This window comes from Mesorhizobium sp. AA23, from assembly GCF_001672435.1.
GTDB lineage: Bacteria > Pseudomonadota > Alphaproteobacteria > Rhizobiales > Rhizobiaceae > Mesorhizobium.
Genome location: NZ_LYTP01000023.1, coordinates 84976 through 100133 on the forward strand (window position 1 = coordinate 84976; position 15158 = coordinate 100133).

At 64.5% G+C, this 15158-nt stretch carries 17 protein-coding genes; 12 read left to right on the forward strand and 5 right to left on the reverse strand.

Annotation, left to right across the window (positions count from 1 at the left end):
- The first annotated feature begins 365 nt into the window (after positions 1–365).
- The 4 genes from A9K66_RS17105 to A9K66_RS17120 all read left to right on the forward strand — a co-directional run bounded on the left by A9K66_RS17105 (position 366) and on the right by A9K66_RS17120 (position 3191).
- Positions 366–1067 carry a hypothetical protein gene (locus tag A9K66_RS17105; protein WP_067325731.1) on the forward strand — a complete coding sequence of 234 codons (702 nt, stop codon included), beginning with the start codon at positions 366–368 and terminating at the stop codon, positions 1065–1067.
- 91 nt (positions 1068–1158) lie between these two features.
- Positions 1159–1479, forward strand: coding sequence for a hypothetical protein (locus A9K66_RS17110; protein WP_067002648.1), 321 nt, complete (start codon positions 1159–1161; stop codon positions 1477–1479).
- A gap of 196 nt (positions 1480–1675) precedes the next feature.
- Complete coding sequence (locus A9K66_RS17115) at positions 1676–2665, forward strand: BMP family ABC transporter substrate-binding protein (RefSeq protein WP_067325733.1); 990 nt, start codon at positions 1676–1678, stop codon at positions 2663–2665.
- Positions 2666–2735: 70 nt separating this feature from the next.
- Positions 2736–3191, forward strand: a complete 456-nt coding sequence (locus A9K66_RS17120; protein WP_067325736.1) for a GNAT family N-acetyltransferase — start codon at positions 2736–2738, stop codon at positions 3189–3191.
- Here A9K66_RS17120 and A9K66_RS17125 read toward each other — a convergent pair.
- Both A9K66_RS17125 and A9K66_RS17130 read right to left on the reverse strand, forming a co-directional pair.
- Complete coding sequence (locus tag A9K66_RS17125) at positions 3186–3593, reverse strand: hypothetical protein (protein ID WP_067325738.1); 408 nt, start codon at positions 3591–3593, stop codon at positions 3186–3188. The two genes, A9K66_RS17120 and A9K66_RS17125, sit on opposite strands and share 6 nt — an antisense overlap.
- A 38-nt stretch (positions 3594–3631) precedes the next feature.
- Positions 3632–3841 (reverse strand): SlyX family protein, encoded by a 210-nt coding sequence (locus A9K66_RS17130; protein WP_067002641.1) that lies wholly within the window; start codon positions 3839–3841, stop codon positions 3632–3634.
- Positions 3842–4002: 161 nt separating this feature from the next.
- On the opposite strand from A9K66_RS17130, the gene A9K66_RS17135 reads away from it, so the two are divergent.
- Genes A9K66_RS17135 through deoA form a run of 6 tightly spaced genes read left to right on the forward strand, consistent with a single transcriptional unit; the run spans position 4003 to position 10214 of the window.
- Complete coding sequence (locus A9K66_RS17135) at positions 4003–5535, forward strand: ABC transporter ATP-binding protein (protein WP_067325742.1); 1533 nt, start codon at positions 4003–4005, stop codon at positions 5533–5535.
- Positions 5532–6671, forward strand: a complete 1140-nt coding sequence (locus A9K66_RS17140) for an ABC transporter permease (RefSeq protein WP_067325746.1) — start codon at positions 5532–5534, stop codon at positions 6669–6671. The genes A9K66_RS17135 and A9K66_RS17140 overlap by 4 nt, the downstream gene beginning before the upstream one ends.
- A 1-nt stretch (position 6672) precedes the next feature.
- Positions 6673–7644 carry an ABC transporter permease gene (locus tag A9K66_RS17145; protein WP_067325751.1) on the forward strand — a complete coding sequence of 324 codons (972 nt, stop codon included), beginning with the start codon at positions 6673–6675 and terminating at the stop codon, positions 7642–7644.
- Positions 7645–7702: 58 nt separating this feature from the next.
- Positions 7703–8095: a cytidine deaminase gene (cdd, locus tag A9K66_RS17150; protein ID WP_067325754.1), complete on the forward strand. Its 393-nt coding sequence runs from the start codon at positions 7703–7705 to the stop codon at positions 8093–8095.
- Positions 8092–8898 carry a purine-nucleoside phosphorylase gene (locus tag A9K66_RS17155; RefSeq protein ID WP_067325758.1) on the forward strand — a complete coding sequence of 269 codons (807 nt, stop codon included), beginning with the start codon at positions 8092–8094 and terminating at the stop codon, positions 8896–8898. The genes cdd and A9K66_RS17155 overlap by 4 nt, the downstream gene beginning before the upstream one ends.
- Positions 8898–10214, forward strand: coding sequence for a thymidine phosphorylase (gene deoA / locus A9K66_RS17160; protein ID WP_067325762.1), 1317 nt, complete (start codon positions 8898–8900; stop codon positions 10212–10214). Before A9K66_RS17155 ends, deoA begins: the two co-directional genes overlap by 1 nt.
- A gap of 8 nt (positions 10215–10222) precedes the next feature.
- Here the strand turns inward: deoA and A9K66_RS17165 are convergent, their stop codons facing one another.
- From A9K66_RS17165 to A9K66_RS17175, 3 genes are all read right to left on the reverse strand, one after another.
- The gene (locus A9K66_RS17165; protein WP_067325765.1) at positions 10223–10789 is read right to left on the reverse strand and encodes a TIGR02281 family clan AA aspartic protease; all 567 of its coding nucleotides are present in this window, start codon (positions 10787–10789) and stop codon (positions 10223–10225) included.
- Between the two features lie 105 nt (positions 10790–10894).
- The gene (gene upp / locus A9K66_RS17170) at positions 10895–11524 is read right to left on the reverse strand and encodes a uracil phosphoribosyltransferase (protein ID WP_067002624.1); all 630 of its coding nucleotides are present in this window, start codon (positions 11522–11524) and stop codon (positions 10895–10897) included.
- Positions 11525–11631: 107 nt separating this feature from the next.
- A complete protein-coding gene (locus A9K66_RS17175) occupies positions 11632–12606 on the reverse strand; it encodes an adenosine deaminase (protein WP_067327015.1) in 975 nt (324 codons plus the stop codon).
- A gap of 171 nt (positions 12607–12777) precedes the next feature.
- Between A9K66_RS17175 and ubiE the strand changes: the two genes are divergently transcribed.
- Positions 12778–13554 (forward strand): bifunctional demethylmenaquinone methyltransferase/2-methoxy-6-polyprenyl-1,4-benzoquinol methylase UbiE, encoded by a 777-nt coding sequence (gene ubiE / locus A9K66_RS17180; RefSeq protein ID WP_067325768.1) that lies wholly within the window; start codon positions 12778–12780, stop codon positions 13552–13554.
- Positions 13555–13567: 13 nt separating this feature from the next.
- Positions 13568–15142, forward strand: coding sequence for a 2-polyprenylphenol 6-hydroxylase (gene ubiB, locus A9K66_RS17185; RefSeq protein WP_067325771.1), 1575 nt, complete (start codon positions 13568–13570; stop codon positions 15140–15142).
- Positions 15143–15158: the final 16 nt, after the last annotated feature.

Sequence of the window (15158 nt, forward strand, 5' to 3'; positions counted from 1 at the left end):
TGGGGAGATGCATCTCCCTCGGGAAGGCCTCTCGGCCTAAATTTGGGGTGCCTTCAACCGGCAGGCAACCCTTTCCCGGCACCTCTAGCCGTCTAGGCAAAACAGGCGCGGGGCTCATCTAGTCGATCCTAAAGCGAATGCCAAGTCATTCCGTGGCTTTTGCCGTGGATGACACGGAAGCTGCCTCGGTGGCCTGCCATGCAGCCGAATGCTGTGCACAGGCTGGCCGGCGGAGTTTCCCGCGCTTGACTTCGGCTCTGGCCGCCTGTCGACTGCCTGAGGCGTTGTTTTTGTGCACCTCCGGACGGAAAACCACGACGCAGTTCCCGGAACTGCTTGGGCTTTGCGAGGGGCATCGTCCTGACATGGCATCGATCAACCAGCAGCCCGCGGGCCGGCCCGACAGCGGGCTCTCCTTCATCCCGGTGGCGTGGCTGATCATCGTGATGGCGCTTTCGGCCTATGGCCTGATCTCGAGCTGGCGGCTGATCGGCGACTTCAATCTGCCGGAAAGCGTGCTCTTCCTGATCTACGGCGGGCTGACCGGTGGCGTCGTGACCATTCTGTGGGGGCTTTACCTGCTCGGCCTCGCCTTCAACCGGTCGGCGCGTTTCCCGCGTCACTATACGATCGGGCAGGTCGCCATCATCCTTTGGCTCGTCGTGCGTCAGGCCTACACGCTTCTTGTCCCCGATTTCGTCTTCTCGGCCGAAGGGCTGGGCTTCACGGTGGCCGAGATCGCCATCGGCCTGCTCTGCATCTACCTCCTGCGGCGCGGCGCCGGCGCCGACACGGTGTATGCCAATCCCGAGGCCGTACGCCCGCCGCTCCTGGTCTCGCTCGTCGCCGCGTTGCTCGGCATCATTCTTGGCGGCGCCATCGGCGCCTGCATCGGATTTTTCGCGGGGTCGCTAATCGCCGACGCCACCCATATGAGCTGCTTCGAGGGCGCCTGCGGGTTTTTTGCTGTCTTCATCGGCTTGGGCGGACTGATCATCGGAGCCGTCGGCGGCGGGATTTTCGCCATCTGGCGCGTCAACCGGCGCAAAGCGGCGCGGAGGGCCTAACTCAAAATCACGTGTCGCGATTGCGTGGCGGTTGTGCACGCTCTATGTCGTTTGGCGGGGCAGACGGGAGTGTTCCCGGGGAGTGCGTTGGATGCTGCGTTTCATCTTTCGGCTGGCGGCCATGGTTGCGTTGTCGATTTCTGTCATCATGGCGGTGATCGACACCACGCGCTCTGTCGCGGCGTCGGCGCTGGTCATGACGCCGCTCAACGCAAGCTGGCTGGCGGTATCGCCCGACACGCGCGCCGCGTTCGAGACCTATGTGCGCGCCAAGGCCAGTCCGCTGGTCTGGGACGGGATCATCGCCTGGGTGCTCGGCCAGCCGGGATTCGCCGTGTTCGCGGTATTGGCGTTCCTGCTCTACGCCCTCGGCTACCGCCGGCGGCGCCACGAATTCGCCCCGACCAACTGACGCTGACTCCGCCCGAAACGGTCGGCCTTCACGCTTTTTCCAACAGGTCAAAATTCCACGTGAATTTTGTTTCGGGCCGTGCCAGATTGGCCGCGAGCGGGAGGGGCATACACTTCCTGCCTGACGTCGCATGCCTGCCGGAGAACCGGGCAGGGTGTGCGGTGCAACGGAAAATAACCGACAGGGTGTGGATCACATGAAACGTATCGTTCTCGGCCTCCTGGCCGCAACCGCAATGGTTCTCCCGGCCTTCGCCGCGGATGTCCAGCCGGCCATCCTCTACGATCTCGGCGGCAAGTTCGACAAATCCTTCAACGAGGCTGCCTATAACGGCGCCGAGAAATTCAAGAAGGAAACCGGCGTCGCTTATGTCGAATTCGAAGTCTCCAACGCTTCGCAGCGCGAGCAGGCGCTGCGCCGCTTCGCCGAGGACGGCCGCAACCCGATCGTGATGGCCGGCTTTGCCTGGGAAGATGCGCTGAAGAAGGTCGCGGCCGAATATACCGACCTCAACTTCGCCATCATCGACGATGCCGTCGACCTGCCCAATGTCCGCTCGCTGGTGTTCAAGGAGAACGAAGGCTCCTACCTCGTCGGCATTCTGGCTGCGATGGCGTCAAAGTCGAAGAAGGTCGGCTTCGTCGGCGGCATGGACATCCCGCTGATCCGCAAGTTCGAATGTGGTTATGTCGGCGGCGCCAAGTCTGCCGGGGCCACCGAGGTCATCCAGAACATGACCGGCGATACCCCGGCCGCCTGGAACGACCCCGCCAAGGGCGGCGAGATCGCCAAGACGCAGATCGATCAGGGCGCGGACGTCGTCTATGCCGCGGCCGGCGGCACCGGCGTCGGCGTGCTGCAGGCGGCCGCGGATGCCGGCAAGCTCGGCATCGGCGTCGACTCCAACCAGAACGGCCTGCAGCCCGGCAAGGTGCTGACCTCGATGCTGAAGCGCGTGGACGTTGCCGTCTACACGGCTTTCATGGACGGCAAGAACGGGACCTTCAAGGGCGGCGTCGAAAATCTCGGCCTGAAGGAAGGCGGTGTCGACTACGCCATGGACGACAACAACAAGGCGCTGGTGACGGACGAGATGAAGGCGGCGGTCGAAAAGGCCAAGGCCGACATTATCGCCGGCAAGGTCCAGGTGCACGATTACACCACCGACAACAACTGCCCATATTGATCGGCAACTGAACGAGGCTTCTTAGACCGCCGGGCTTTTTGCCCGGCGGTTTGTTTTTGGGACCAGCATCATGCAACCGATTATCGAAGCCATGACGGAGCGCGATGTCGAGGCGATCGCCAAGCTGCGCCTGGCCGCCTTCTTTGAGGGCACCGGCCGGACGCTCGCAGAGGATATTGCGGGACTTCGCCGGCTGATCGCAGGCGACGGGTTCGAGGCGGCTGTCGTCGCCCGCCTCGGCGGCCCGCCGATCGGAAGCTGCCTCTTCGTCCGCAACGAGATCGACCCGGCGCATGATCTGACGCCGTGGCTCGCCGGGCTTGTTGTTGACAAGGCGTATCGAGGGCAGGGCGTTGGCACGGCGCTGGTCAGAGCCATAGAAGGCCACGCCGCGTCGGCCGGCGTTAACCGGCTCTATCTCTACACCTGGCAGGCACGACCGTTCTACGAAGCGCTTGGCTGGACTGCGGCGGAAGCTTTCGAGCAGGAGGGCGAGCCGATGCTTTTGATGTCATGCGCCCTATAGCGTGCCGGCGAGATAGCCCAGCGCGAAGGCGGCCGCCAGGGCGAGCGCGATAGCCAGGCCGAGCCGGCCGCCAAGGGGATGCAGGCCGACGCCATAAGGCTTGCGCTCGATCTTGTTGATCACGATCGGCTGCGGCTTCGCATCGCCCTTGTCCAGCCCGGCAAACCGCATTTGCGGCAATTCGCCAAGCCGGCGCTGGATAAGCTGCCAGCGCTCATCCGAAGCCGTGGCCGACGCTCTCTGCGGCTCCAAAGCACGCATGCGCTCGGCAAGCCGCAGCACCGCGTCGCGAAAGGCGGGATCGATCTGTAGGTCGCGCTCGGCGCGAGCGCGCTCCCGTTCGTCCATCAGGCCGAAGACATAGTCGCCGGCCCTTGCGATGCGGTCTCCTTCACCGGCCATGACCGTTCTCCTCGAACTCGCTCGCTCCCCCTGCAGGCTCAGTAGTGCGGCGGCTTGGTCACCGGCACGTCGGGAGCGGCCTGCTCCTCCAGGGCCAGGAATCGGTCGGCAAGGGCGGCCAGCTTGCGTTCCATGCGCTCGATCACCGTCCACTGCTCGGCGATCTGGCCGGACAGTTCCTCGATCGTCTTTTCCTGCTCGGCGGCGCGGATTTCCAGCGTCGTCAGCCGATCGTCAGGCATCGTCATCATCCCGGTCTCTGTGAATGTGAAGCTCCCGGCCACCTTCGAAATTGACAAGCGCGGGGGGATTTGTCGAGAGTGAATGGCGTTTCGGCCAATTGGCACGGGCGGGGCATCATGCTAGGCATTTGACCAAGCGATAAAAAATAACGAGTGGGACAGGCTGCATGGCGCAAGCCGCAATCGAGCTCATAGGCATCAACAAGAGTTTTGGCGCCGTGCGCGCCAACCGCGACATCAACCTGGAAGTCACGCGCGGCACCATCCATGGCATTGTCGGGGAGAACGGCGCAGGCAAATCGACGCTGATGTCGATCCTCTATGGCTTCTACCAGGCCGACAGCGGCGAAATCCGCGTCGCCGGCAAGGCGGTGTCGATCAACACCCCAAACGACGCGATAGCGCTCGGCATCGGCATGGTGCACCAACATTTCATGCTGGTCGACAATTTCACGGTGCTGGAGAACGTCATCCTCGGCGCCGAGACCGACGCGCTGTTGAAGAGCAGCATCGCCAAGGCGCGCTCCGAGCTCGAACGGCTGGAGCGCGAATACGGCCTCGAGGTCGATCCCGACGCCATCATCGAGGAATTGCCGGTCGGCCTGCAGCAGCGCGTCGAGATCCTCAAGGCGCTCTATCGCGGCGCCGAGATCCTGATCCTCGACGAGCCGACAGGGGTTCTGACGCCAGCCGAGGCCGACCATCTGTTCCGCATCCTCAAGCAGCTGAAGGAACAGGGAAAAACGGTGGTGCTGATCACCCACAAGCTGCGCGAGATCATGGCCGTTACCGACACGGTCTCGGTCATGCGCCAGGGGACCATGGTGGCGACCAGGGTGACCAGGGAAACGACGGTCGGCGAGTTGGCCGAACTGATGGTCGGCCGGCGCGTGCTGTTGCGGGTGGAGAAAGGCCAGTCGGAGGCCGGTGCGACAAAACTCTCGGTCAAGAACCTGACGGTCAAGGATTCACGCGGCGTCACCATGGTCGACGACGTCTCCTTCGACGTGCGCGGCGGCGAGATCGTCGGCATCGCCGGCGTGGCCGGCAACGGCCAGTCGGAGCTGCTTGAGGCGATCTCCGGCATCCGGCACGCCGTCTCGGGCGAGGTCATGCTCGACGGCAAGCCAATCGACCTGACCGGCAAGGCCGATCCCGGCGAATTGCGCGACCGCGGTCTCGCCCATGTGCCGGAAGACCGCCACCATGTCGGGCTGGTGCTCGCCTTCGAGGAGAACGAGAACTCGATCCTCGGCTATCATGACGACGAGCGCTATCTCAAGGGACCGTTCCTCAACGTCGATGCCATCATGGCCGACGCGAAGAACAAGATCGAGAAATACGACATCCGTCCCGGCAATCCGCGGCTGAAGACCGCAAATTTCTCCGGCGGCAACCAGCAGAAGATCGTGCTGGCCAGGGAGATGGAGCAGGATCCCGGCGTGCTGATCGTCGGCCAGCCGACGCGCGGCGTCGACGTCGGCGCCATCGAATTCATCCACAAGCGGCTGATCGCCATGCGCGATCAGGGCAAGGCGGTGCTGGTCGTGTCGGTCGAGCTCGACGAGATCCGCTCGCTGTCCGACCGCATCCTGGTGATGTTCGCCGGCCGCATCGTCGGCGAACGCGGACCGGAAGCGACGGAAGGCGAGCTTGGCCTCTTGATGGCCGGTGTCGAGCACCAGGAGGCCGCCGAATGAGCACGCCTTACGCCAAGCTCCCGGCCTGGGCCGATTATGGGTTGATCCCTTTGATCAACCTGTCGGTTGCTTTCATCGTCGCGGGCTTCGTCGTCATGCTGGTCGGCGAAAATCCGTTCCGCGCCGCCGTCATCCTGGTCGAAGGCGCTTTCGGCAAGGGCACAGGCATCGCCTTCACCTTGTTCTATGCCACGACCTTCATCTTCACCGGGCTGTCGGTGGCGGTGGCGGCGCATTGCAGCCTGTTCAACATCGGCACCGAAGGCCAGGCCTATATCGGCGGCCTCGGCATCGCGCTCGTCTGCCTGAGCTTCGACAGCGTCCTGCCCTGGTGGCTGATATTTCCGATGGCGATCGTCGCCGCGGCGGCGTTCGGCGCGCTCTGGGGTTTCATCCCGGCCTATCTGCAGGCCAAGCGTGGCTCGCACATCGTCATCACCACCATCATGTTCAACTTCATCGCTGCCTCGGTGATGGTCTATCTGCTGGTCGGTCCGCTGAAGCCGGTCGGATCGCAGGCGCCGCAGACACGCAATTTCCTGGCCGGCGCGGAATTGCCGAAGCTCAACTGGATGATCGAATTGTTCGGCGCCAAGATCCGCTCGGCGCCGCTCAACATCTGCTTCCTGCTGGCGCTGGCGATGGCGTTCCTGGTCTGGCTGCTGATCTGGCGCACCAAGCTCGGCTACGAGATGCGCACCTATGGCCATAGTCCGAAGGCGGCGCGCTATGCCGGCATTTCGGAAACCCGCATCATCCTCACCGCAATGATGATCTCGGGCGGCCTGGCCGGCATGATGGCCCTCAACCCCGTGATGGGCGACCAGCACAATGTGGCGATCGATTTCGTCTCGGGCGCCGGCTATGTCGGCATCGCGGTCGCGCTTATGGGCAGGCTGCATCCGGTCGGCATCGTGCTGGCGGCGATCCTATTCGGCATGCTCTACCAGGGCGGGGCCGAGCTTGCCTTCGAGATGCCGGCGATCAGCCGCGACATGATCGTCATCATTCAAGGGTTGGTCATCCTCTTCGCCGGCGCGCTGGAGCATATGTTCAGGCCCTATATCCAGGCGCTGTTCGCATCGGTCAGCCCGAAATCGGTCGGCATGCAGGCGGTCAAGGGGAAGGGGGCCTGAGATGGACAGTTTCAACGCGATCGTCCAGGTCCTGGATTCCACCATCCGCCTGTCGGTGCCGCTGCTGCTTGCCTGTCTTGCCGGCCTCTATTCAGAGCGGGCCGGCATCTTCGATATCGGTCTCGAAGGCAAGATGCTGGTCGGCGCCTTCGCCGGCGCTGCAGCGGCATCGGTCTTCCATTCGGCCTTTTTCGGTCTCGGCACCGCCGTCCTGATCTCGGTCGCCTTCGCCATGGTGCACGGTTTCGCCTCGATCACGCATCGCGGCAACCAGATCGTCTCCGGAGTCGCCATCAACTTCGTCGCCGCCGGTTCGACCATCATCCTCGGCCAGGCCTGGTTCGAGCAGGGCGGCCGCACGCCGGCGCTGCAGCCGGGCGAGCGCTTCGAGGCGATCGTGTGGCCGGGCGCCGAAGCCGTTCGCAACGTGCCGATCCTCGGGCCCGTTTATGCCGAGCTGATCTCCGGGCATTCGATCCTGGTCTACTTCGCCTTCGCGATGGTGCCGTTCACCTGGTGGGTGCTGTTCCGCACCCGCTTCGGTCTCAGGATGCGCGCCGTGGGCGAAAACCCGGCCGCCGTCGACACCGCCGGCATCTCGGTCGCCTGGCTGCGCTATCGGGCGCTGATCTGCACCGGTATCCTTACCGGCGTCGCCGGTGCGTATCTGTCCATGGTCCAGAATGGCGGCTTCGTAAAGGACATGACCGCAGGCAAGGGCTATATCGCGCTTGCCGCGCTGATCTTCGCCAAATGGAAGCCGGTCAACGCGATGTTCGCCTGCCTGCTGTTCGGCTTCCTCGACGCGGCATCGATCCGCTTGCAGGGCTCGCCGCTGCCGATCCTGGGCAAAGTGCCGGTGCAGTTCATGCAGGCGCTGCCCTATGTGCTCACCGTCATCCTGCTCGCCGGCTTCATCGGCAAGGCGATCCCGCCGCGCGCCGGCGGCGTGCCCTATGTCAAGGAACGCTGAGGCTCGGGCAGTCTCGGCAACCGGCAATTTGAACAAGATCGTGGGAGAGAAGAAGGAAATGTCGCATGATCTGTTCGAAGCGGCCAGGACGGCGATGGCCAAGGCCTATGCGCCCTATTCCAAGTTTCCCGTAGGCGCCGCGCTGCGCACCGAGGACGGTCGCGTCTTCACCGGCGCCAACATCGAGGTGGCGTCCTATCCGGAAGGCTGGTGTGCGGAGACCACCGCGCTCGGCCACTACATCATGGGCGGCGGCGGCAAGATCACCGAGATCGCGGTGATCGCCGAGCGCATGGCCAAATGCTCGCCCTGCGGCGGCTGCCGGCAGCGGCTGGCGGAATTCTGCCGGCCGGAGACGAAACTCTATCTCTGCGACAACACCGGCGTGGTCGAGACGGTCACCATGGGCGACATGCTGCCTTACGGCTTCAGGGGCGATATCTTGAAATGAAGGAGGCGCTGGATCATCTGGTCGAGAAACTGGACGGGCTGGCCCCGACCGCGGCGCTTGTGCTGGGCTCCGGCCTTGGTGGGCTGGTCGACCAGGTGGAGGACGCAAGGCGCATCCCCTATGCCGAACTGCCGGGCTTCCCGCGCAGCGGCGTCTCCGGCCACGCCGGCGAGGTGGTGGCAGGGCGTTTCGCCGGCACGCCGGTGCTGATGCTTTCCGGGCGCGCGCACTATTACGAGCACGGCAATGCCGCCGCCATGCGCCCGGCACTCGAGGTGCTTGCCGGCATCGGCATCTCGCATCTCATCCTCACCAACGCCGCCGGTTCGGTCGATCCCGAGATGGGACCGGGCTCGGTGATGATGATTACCGATCACATCAACTTCTCCGGCTCCAATCCGCTGATCGGAGAGCCGAGCGACCGCCGCTTCGTTGGCCTCACCGAGGCCTATGATGCCGGCTTGCGCAAGGCGATCGAGACGGCGGCGAAGGAGACCGGCACCGCGCTCCACCAAGGCGTCTACATGTGGTTTTCCGGACCATGTTTCGAGACGCCGGCCGAAATCCGCATGGCGCGCGTCATGGGCGCCAACGCGGTCGGCATGTCGACCGTGCCCGAAGTGATCCTGGCCCGCTTCCTCGGCCTCAAGGTCGCTGCCTGCTCGGTCATCACCAACCTTGCGGCAGGCATGACCGGGGCGGAACTCTCGCACCAGGAAACCAAGGACATGGCGCCGGTCGGCGGCGCGCGGCTGGCGACGATCCTGCGGCGCGTCTTCGAGGAAGGTTTGCCGGAAAGCTGATGCTCCCGCAGGAAATCATTCGGCGCAAGCGTGACGGCCACAAGCTCTCGATGCCCGAGATTGCGACCTTCATCGAGGGGATCACGGCCGGCACGCTCTCGGAGGGCCAGATCGGCGCCTTTGCCATGGCGGTGTTCCTCAAAGGCATGAGTCGCGAGGAAGCAGTGGCGCTGACGCTCGCGATGCGCGATTCCGGTGACGTGCTCGACTGGTCCGATTTGCCGGGACCGGTCACTGACAAGCATTCGACGGGCGGTGTCGGCGACAATGTCTCGCTGATGCTGGCGCCGATCGTCGCGGCCTGCGGCGCTTATGTGCCGATGATCTCTGGCCGCGGGCTTGGCCATACCGGCGGCACGCTGGACAAGATGGATGCCATTCCCGGTTACGTCAGCCGGCCGGATTTGGCGCGGTTCCGCAGGACGGTGCTCGAGACGGGCTGCGCCATCATCGGCCAGACCGCCGACCTGGCGCCGGCCGATCGCCGGCTCTACGCCATCCGCGACGTGACGGGCACAGTGGAATCGGTGCCGCTGATAACGGCTTCGATCCTGTCAAAGAAGCTTGCCGCCGGGCTCGGCTCGCTTGTGCTCGACGTCAAGGTCGGCAACGGCGCCTTCATGGAGAAGTCGCGCGATGCGGCCGCACTTGCGAACAGCCTGGTCGAGGTCGCCAATGGCGCCGGTCTGAAGGCTTCGGCACTGGTGACCGGCATGAACGAGCCGCTGGCCTCGGCAGCGGGCAATGCGGTCGAGGTGAAGAACGCGGTAGACTTTCTCACCGGCCGCTTCCGCGACCGCCGGCTGGAGGACGTCACGCTGGCGCTTGCCGCCGAGATGCTGCAATCGGCGGGAATTGTCTCGTCCAACCAGGACGGGATCAGGCGCGCGGCCGAGACGCTTGCCGGCGGCCGCGCGGCGGCGGTGTTCGCACGCATGGTGACGGCGCTCGGCGGCCCCGCCGACTTCGTCGAGAATCCGGAGAAATATCTGCCAAAGGCGGCAGTGGAATCGGCGGTCAAAGCGGCCGAGGACGGCTTCGTCACCGGGATCGCGACGCGCGAAATCGGGCTCGCCGTCGTTGCGCTGGGCGGCGGGCGCGTCCGTCCGGATGACAAGATCGATCATTCCGTCGGCCTCACCCGGCTGCTGCCTGTGGGCGCGGAGGTGCATGCGGGCGAGGCGCTGGCGCTGGTCCATGCGCGGACCGAGGCCGACGCCGAGGCTGCCGCCGTCGCGGTGCGCGCCGCCTATACGGTCGGTCACTCGAAGCCGACCGCAGAAAAGACGGTGCTCAGGCGGATACTGCCTCTGTAAAATCGCGCCTATTGAACGAGCAACAGCGCGCCGTCCTGCACTTCGTATTTCTGCAGCCGCTGCAGGAAGCTCATGCCGATCAGGTTGGTTTGCAGCGCTCGATCGTCGAGCACCACCGCCTGGACGTTGTCGAGGGAAATCTTGCCGATCTGCAGCCGGTCGACGGTGACCACGGCAGCCTTGATGGCGCCGTTCGCCGTGTTCACCTGTTGATTGAAATCCGACTGGTTGAGCGAGATGCCGATCCGGCGCGCCGTCGATATGTTGATCGCGACCAGCGTCGCGCCGGTGTCGATCATGCCGTCTATCTGACGGCCGTTGAACTTGAAGGCGGAAGTGAAATGGCCGCCCTGGTCGGCATTGACCAGCACCTGGCGGCCGAGCGGCATCGGCGTCGCCGGCCTGGCTGGAACCGAAGCGAGATTGACGTCCGGCTGAGCCTCAGGCGGCGCCGGCTTCGAAGCAAACGCCGATCTCAGCAGGGTTTCCACCATCTGCGGGTTCGACTGATAGACGATCGGAATCGATGCCGAGCTTCCGACAAAGACGCCAAGGAGAAGAAGCTTGCGCAGCATGGATCGACCTTCGTGAAGGGTCGATCCTTAAGCCGACATGGTGTTTTCGGCTTTAACGCGCGCCGGAACCACGGCGTTTCGTAAACGAGCGGTTAAGAAAAGATCTCACTTGGTTCCGTACATGCGGTCGCCGGCGTCGCCGAGGCCAGGCATGATGTAACCCTTGTCGTTCAACTGGCGGTCGATCGAAGCGGTGAAGATCGGGACATCCGGATGCGCTTTGGTGAAGCGCTCGATGCCTTCGGGTGCCGCCAGCAGGCAAAGGAAGCGGATGTTGGTGGCGCCGCGCCCCTTCAGCTTGTCGATCGCCGCGATCGCGGAATTGGCGGTCGCAAGCATCGGATCGACCACGATCACCAGACGGTCGGCAAGGTCGCTCGGCGCCTTGAAGAAATATTCGATCGCCTCGAGCGTCTCATGGTCGCGGTAAAGGCCGATATGGGCAACGCGCGCCGCCGGCACCAGATCGAGCAGGCCTTCGAGCAGGCCATTGCCGGCCCGCAGCACGGAGGCGAAAACCAGCTTCTTGCCCTCCAGCGTCGGCGCTTCCATCTCCTCGATCGGGGTCTCGATCGTGGTGGTCGTCAGTTCGAGGTTGCGGGTCACCTCGTAGCCGAGAAGCAGGGAGATCTCGCGCAGCAGCCGCCTGAAGCCTGCCGTCGAGGTCTCCTTCTTGCGCATGATGGTCAACTTGTGCTGGACAAGGGGGTGGTCGACGACGGTGACGCCCTGCATGGTCTTCTCCAGTGAATGGTGAGTAGTGAATAGTGAATAGTGAGCCGGTTTGCGAGTCCTGATGGGCCGATGATTGCGGTTGACAGGCCGAAGGGCCCGCGAACCATTCACCGGCCTTTGGGGTCGAGCCGGCTCATCAGCATCGCCTTGGTCTTCCGGTCGACGAAGGCCGCCTCGATGGCCGTCCTGGTGACGGCGGTAAGCGCCTTGTCGTCCATCGCGAAATGCTCGGCGGCGATGTCGTATTCGCGCTTCAGCGAGGTCCAGAAATAGGGCGGGTCGTCGGAATTGAGCGTCACCTTGCAGCCGGCCGCGCGCAACGCCGGAAAAGGATGCGTGGCGAAACTATCGAACACCTTGAGCGCGATGTTGGAGCCGGGGCAGCATTCCAGCACCACGCCCTCGGCGGCGATGCGGCGAACAAGGTCCGGGTTCTCGATGGCGCGCACGCCATGGCCGATCCGCGATGGGCGGATATGGTCGAGCGCTGCCGCCACGCTTTCCCAGCCCATCAATTCTCCGGCGTGGATGGTGATGCCGAGGCCGGCCTCGCGCGCGATCTCGAAAGCCCGCACATAGTCCTCGAAATCGCCGATGCGCTCGTCGCCGGCGACGCCGAAGCCGGTGACCAGCGGATGGCCGCAGCGCGCCGCAAAGCGCGCCGCCTGCTCGATCGCCTCGACGCCGACGTGGCGTACGCCGGTGACGATCATGCGCCCCTCGATGCCGGTCCTCGCCTTGGCGCGGGCCATGCCTTCGCCCAGCGCGTCCGTATAGGCCTTGGGCGAAAGCCCGGCCCTTTTCGCGTGATCCGGCGAGGTGAAGACCTCGGAATAGATGGCGCCGTCGCGGGCGAGGCTGGTGAGATAGTGATCGGTTAGACGGGCGTAATCCTCCTCGGTGCGGAACAGGTCGGAAGCAAAATCATAGGCGGCGAGGAAAGACGTGAAATCGTGCCAGACGAAAGAGCCGTTCTGGATGTAGGGCGAAGGGTCCTTGCCGTATTTGCGGGCCTGGCTGACGACGAGGTCGGGCGCCGCTGCCCCTTCGATGTGGCAGTGCAATTCGGCTTTCAAGATCATGCGGCCATCCCGTGCGGTATTCTTCTGTCGTGGCGCCGATTCCGGGTAGAAAATCGTGGCAAACTCTTCCCCGACCCGTTCTGAAAGCGCGGCCGAAAACCGCGCCTTGGACAATAGCGCCCGCCCCATCGATCGGCTATGGTCCCGCCGGTTTTATGGCGGATCGAAATAATGTCAGTTGAGAGAACCACGGCCGCGGGCGGCATGGAAACCTCCTATGGTTTCAGGAAGGTTGGCGCGGGCGACAAGCAGTCGCTCGTCAATGACGTCTTTCACAAGGTGGCCAATCGATACGACCTGATGAACGATCTGATGTCGGGTGGGTTGCACCGGCTGTGGAAGGACGCGATGGTCGCGTGGCTCAACCCCCCGAAGCGGCCGGGCTGGAAGGTGCTCGACGTCGCCGGCGGCACCGGCGACATCGCCTTTCGCATCATCGAGGCAAGCCAGCGCCATGCGCATGCCACGGTGCTCGACATCAACGGCTCAATGCTCGACGTCGGCCGCGACAGGGCCGAAAAGAAAGGCCTCTCGGAAAAGACCGATTTCGTCGAGGCCAATGCCGAAGCGCTGCCGTTCGAGGACGGCACGTTCGATGCGTATACGATCGCGTTCGGCATCCGCAACGTGCCGCGCATCGATGTGGCGCTGAGCGAAGCTTTTCGTGTGCTGAAGCGCGGCGGGCGCTTCCTATGCCTGGAGTTTTCCGAGGTCGACATGCCGCTGCTCGACAAGGCCTACGAGGCTTGGTCGTTCAACGCCATCCCCAAAATCGGCAGGGCGGTGACCGGCGACGACGAGCCCTATTCCTATCTGGTCGAATCGATCCGCAAGTTCCCCAACCAGCAGAACTTCGCCGCGATGATTGGTCGGGCCGGCTTCGATCGGGTTACTTTCCGCAACTATTCGGGGGGCATCGCGGCGCTCCATTCGGGCTGGAAGCTTTGAGGCAGGGCGTCCGATGACCAGCGTTGGCGCCGGCTTCCGGCTCGCCAGGGCCAGCTGGGTGCTGGTCCGCGAGGGCGTCGTCGCGGCGCTGCCCGGCGAAGAGCTTTCCGGTATGCCGAAGCTCGGCTGGCGGCTGGCGCGCGTGCTCACTCGCCGCCGCGCCCGAAGCCATCTGCGCGGCGACCGGCTGGCGCAGGCGGTGGTGCGGCTGGGGCCATCCTATGTGAAGCTCGGCCAGTTCCTCGCCACGCGGCCCGACGTCGTCGGCAACGACATGGCGGTCGACCTTGCGCTGCTGCAGGACAAGATGCACACCTTTCCGAGGGCGGAAGCGGTCGCGGCGATCGAAGCCTCGCTCGGGCGCAGGATCGAGGATCTCTACGCAACCTTCGGCGAGCCGGTCGCGGCGGCATCGATCGCCCAGGTGCACGGCGCCGAAGTCGTTCGCGACGGAAAGGCTTCACGGGTCGCGGTGAAGGTCATCCGCCCCGGCGTGCGCCATCGCTTCTTCCAGGATCTCGAGAGCTACTTCCTCGCCGCCCGCCTGCAGGAGAAGTACATCCCCTCCTCGCGGCGCCTGCGGCCGATCGAGGTGACCCAGACGCTGGCGCAGACCACCAAGGTCGAGATGGACATGCGGCTCGAAGCGGCCGCGTTTTCCGAGCTCGCTGAGAACACCAAGGATGATCCGGGCTTCCGCGTGCCGGCGGTCGATTGGGAGCGGACCGGCCGAGACGTGATCACCATGGAGTGGATCGACGGCGTCAAGATGAACGATCTGACCGGCCTTGCTGCCGCCGGTCACGACCTCAAGGCGATCGCAGCCAATCTCGTCCAGTCCTTCCTCAGGCATACGCTGCGCGACGGCTTCTTCCATGCCGACATGCATCCGGGCAACCTGTTCGTCGAACCGGACGGCACCATCGTTGCCGTCGATCTCGGCATCGCCGGCAGACTCGGCAAGAAGGAGCGGCGTTTTCTGGCCGAGATCCTCTACGGCTTCATCGTGCGCGACTACCGGCGCGTCGCCGAGGTGCATTTCGAGGCCGGCTATGTGCCGCGTCAGCACAATGTCTCGGCCTTCGCGCAGGCGATCCGCGCCATCGGCGAGCCGATCCACGGCCAATCGGCCGACACGATCTCGATGGCCAAGCTTCTGACGCTGCTGTTCGAGGTCACCGACCTCTTCGACATGGCGACGCGGACCGAGCTGGTGCTTTTGCAAAAGACCATGGTGGTGGTCGAAGGCGTGGCCCGCACGCTCGATCCGGCGTTCAACATGTGGAAGACTTCGGAGCCGGTGGTCAGTGACTGGATCGCGGGCAATCTCGGCCCGCGCGGCGTGCTCTCGGACGCGCGGGACGCCGGCAAGGCCTTGATCTCGCTGGCGAGGCAGGCGCCGGACATTGCGGTTCGCACCGAGCGGCTGTCGCGTGAGATCGACCTGATGGCCGAGCATGGCTTGCGCTTCGACGAGGCGACCGCGCGCGCGATCGGCAAGGCGGAGGCGCGCCACACCCGCTCCGGCCGCGTGGCGCTGTGGACCATTGCGCTGACGCTGATTTACATCGCGTGGCGGATTTTCTGACCGCCCGCCGCCTTGC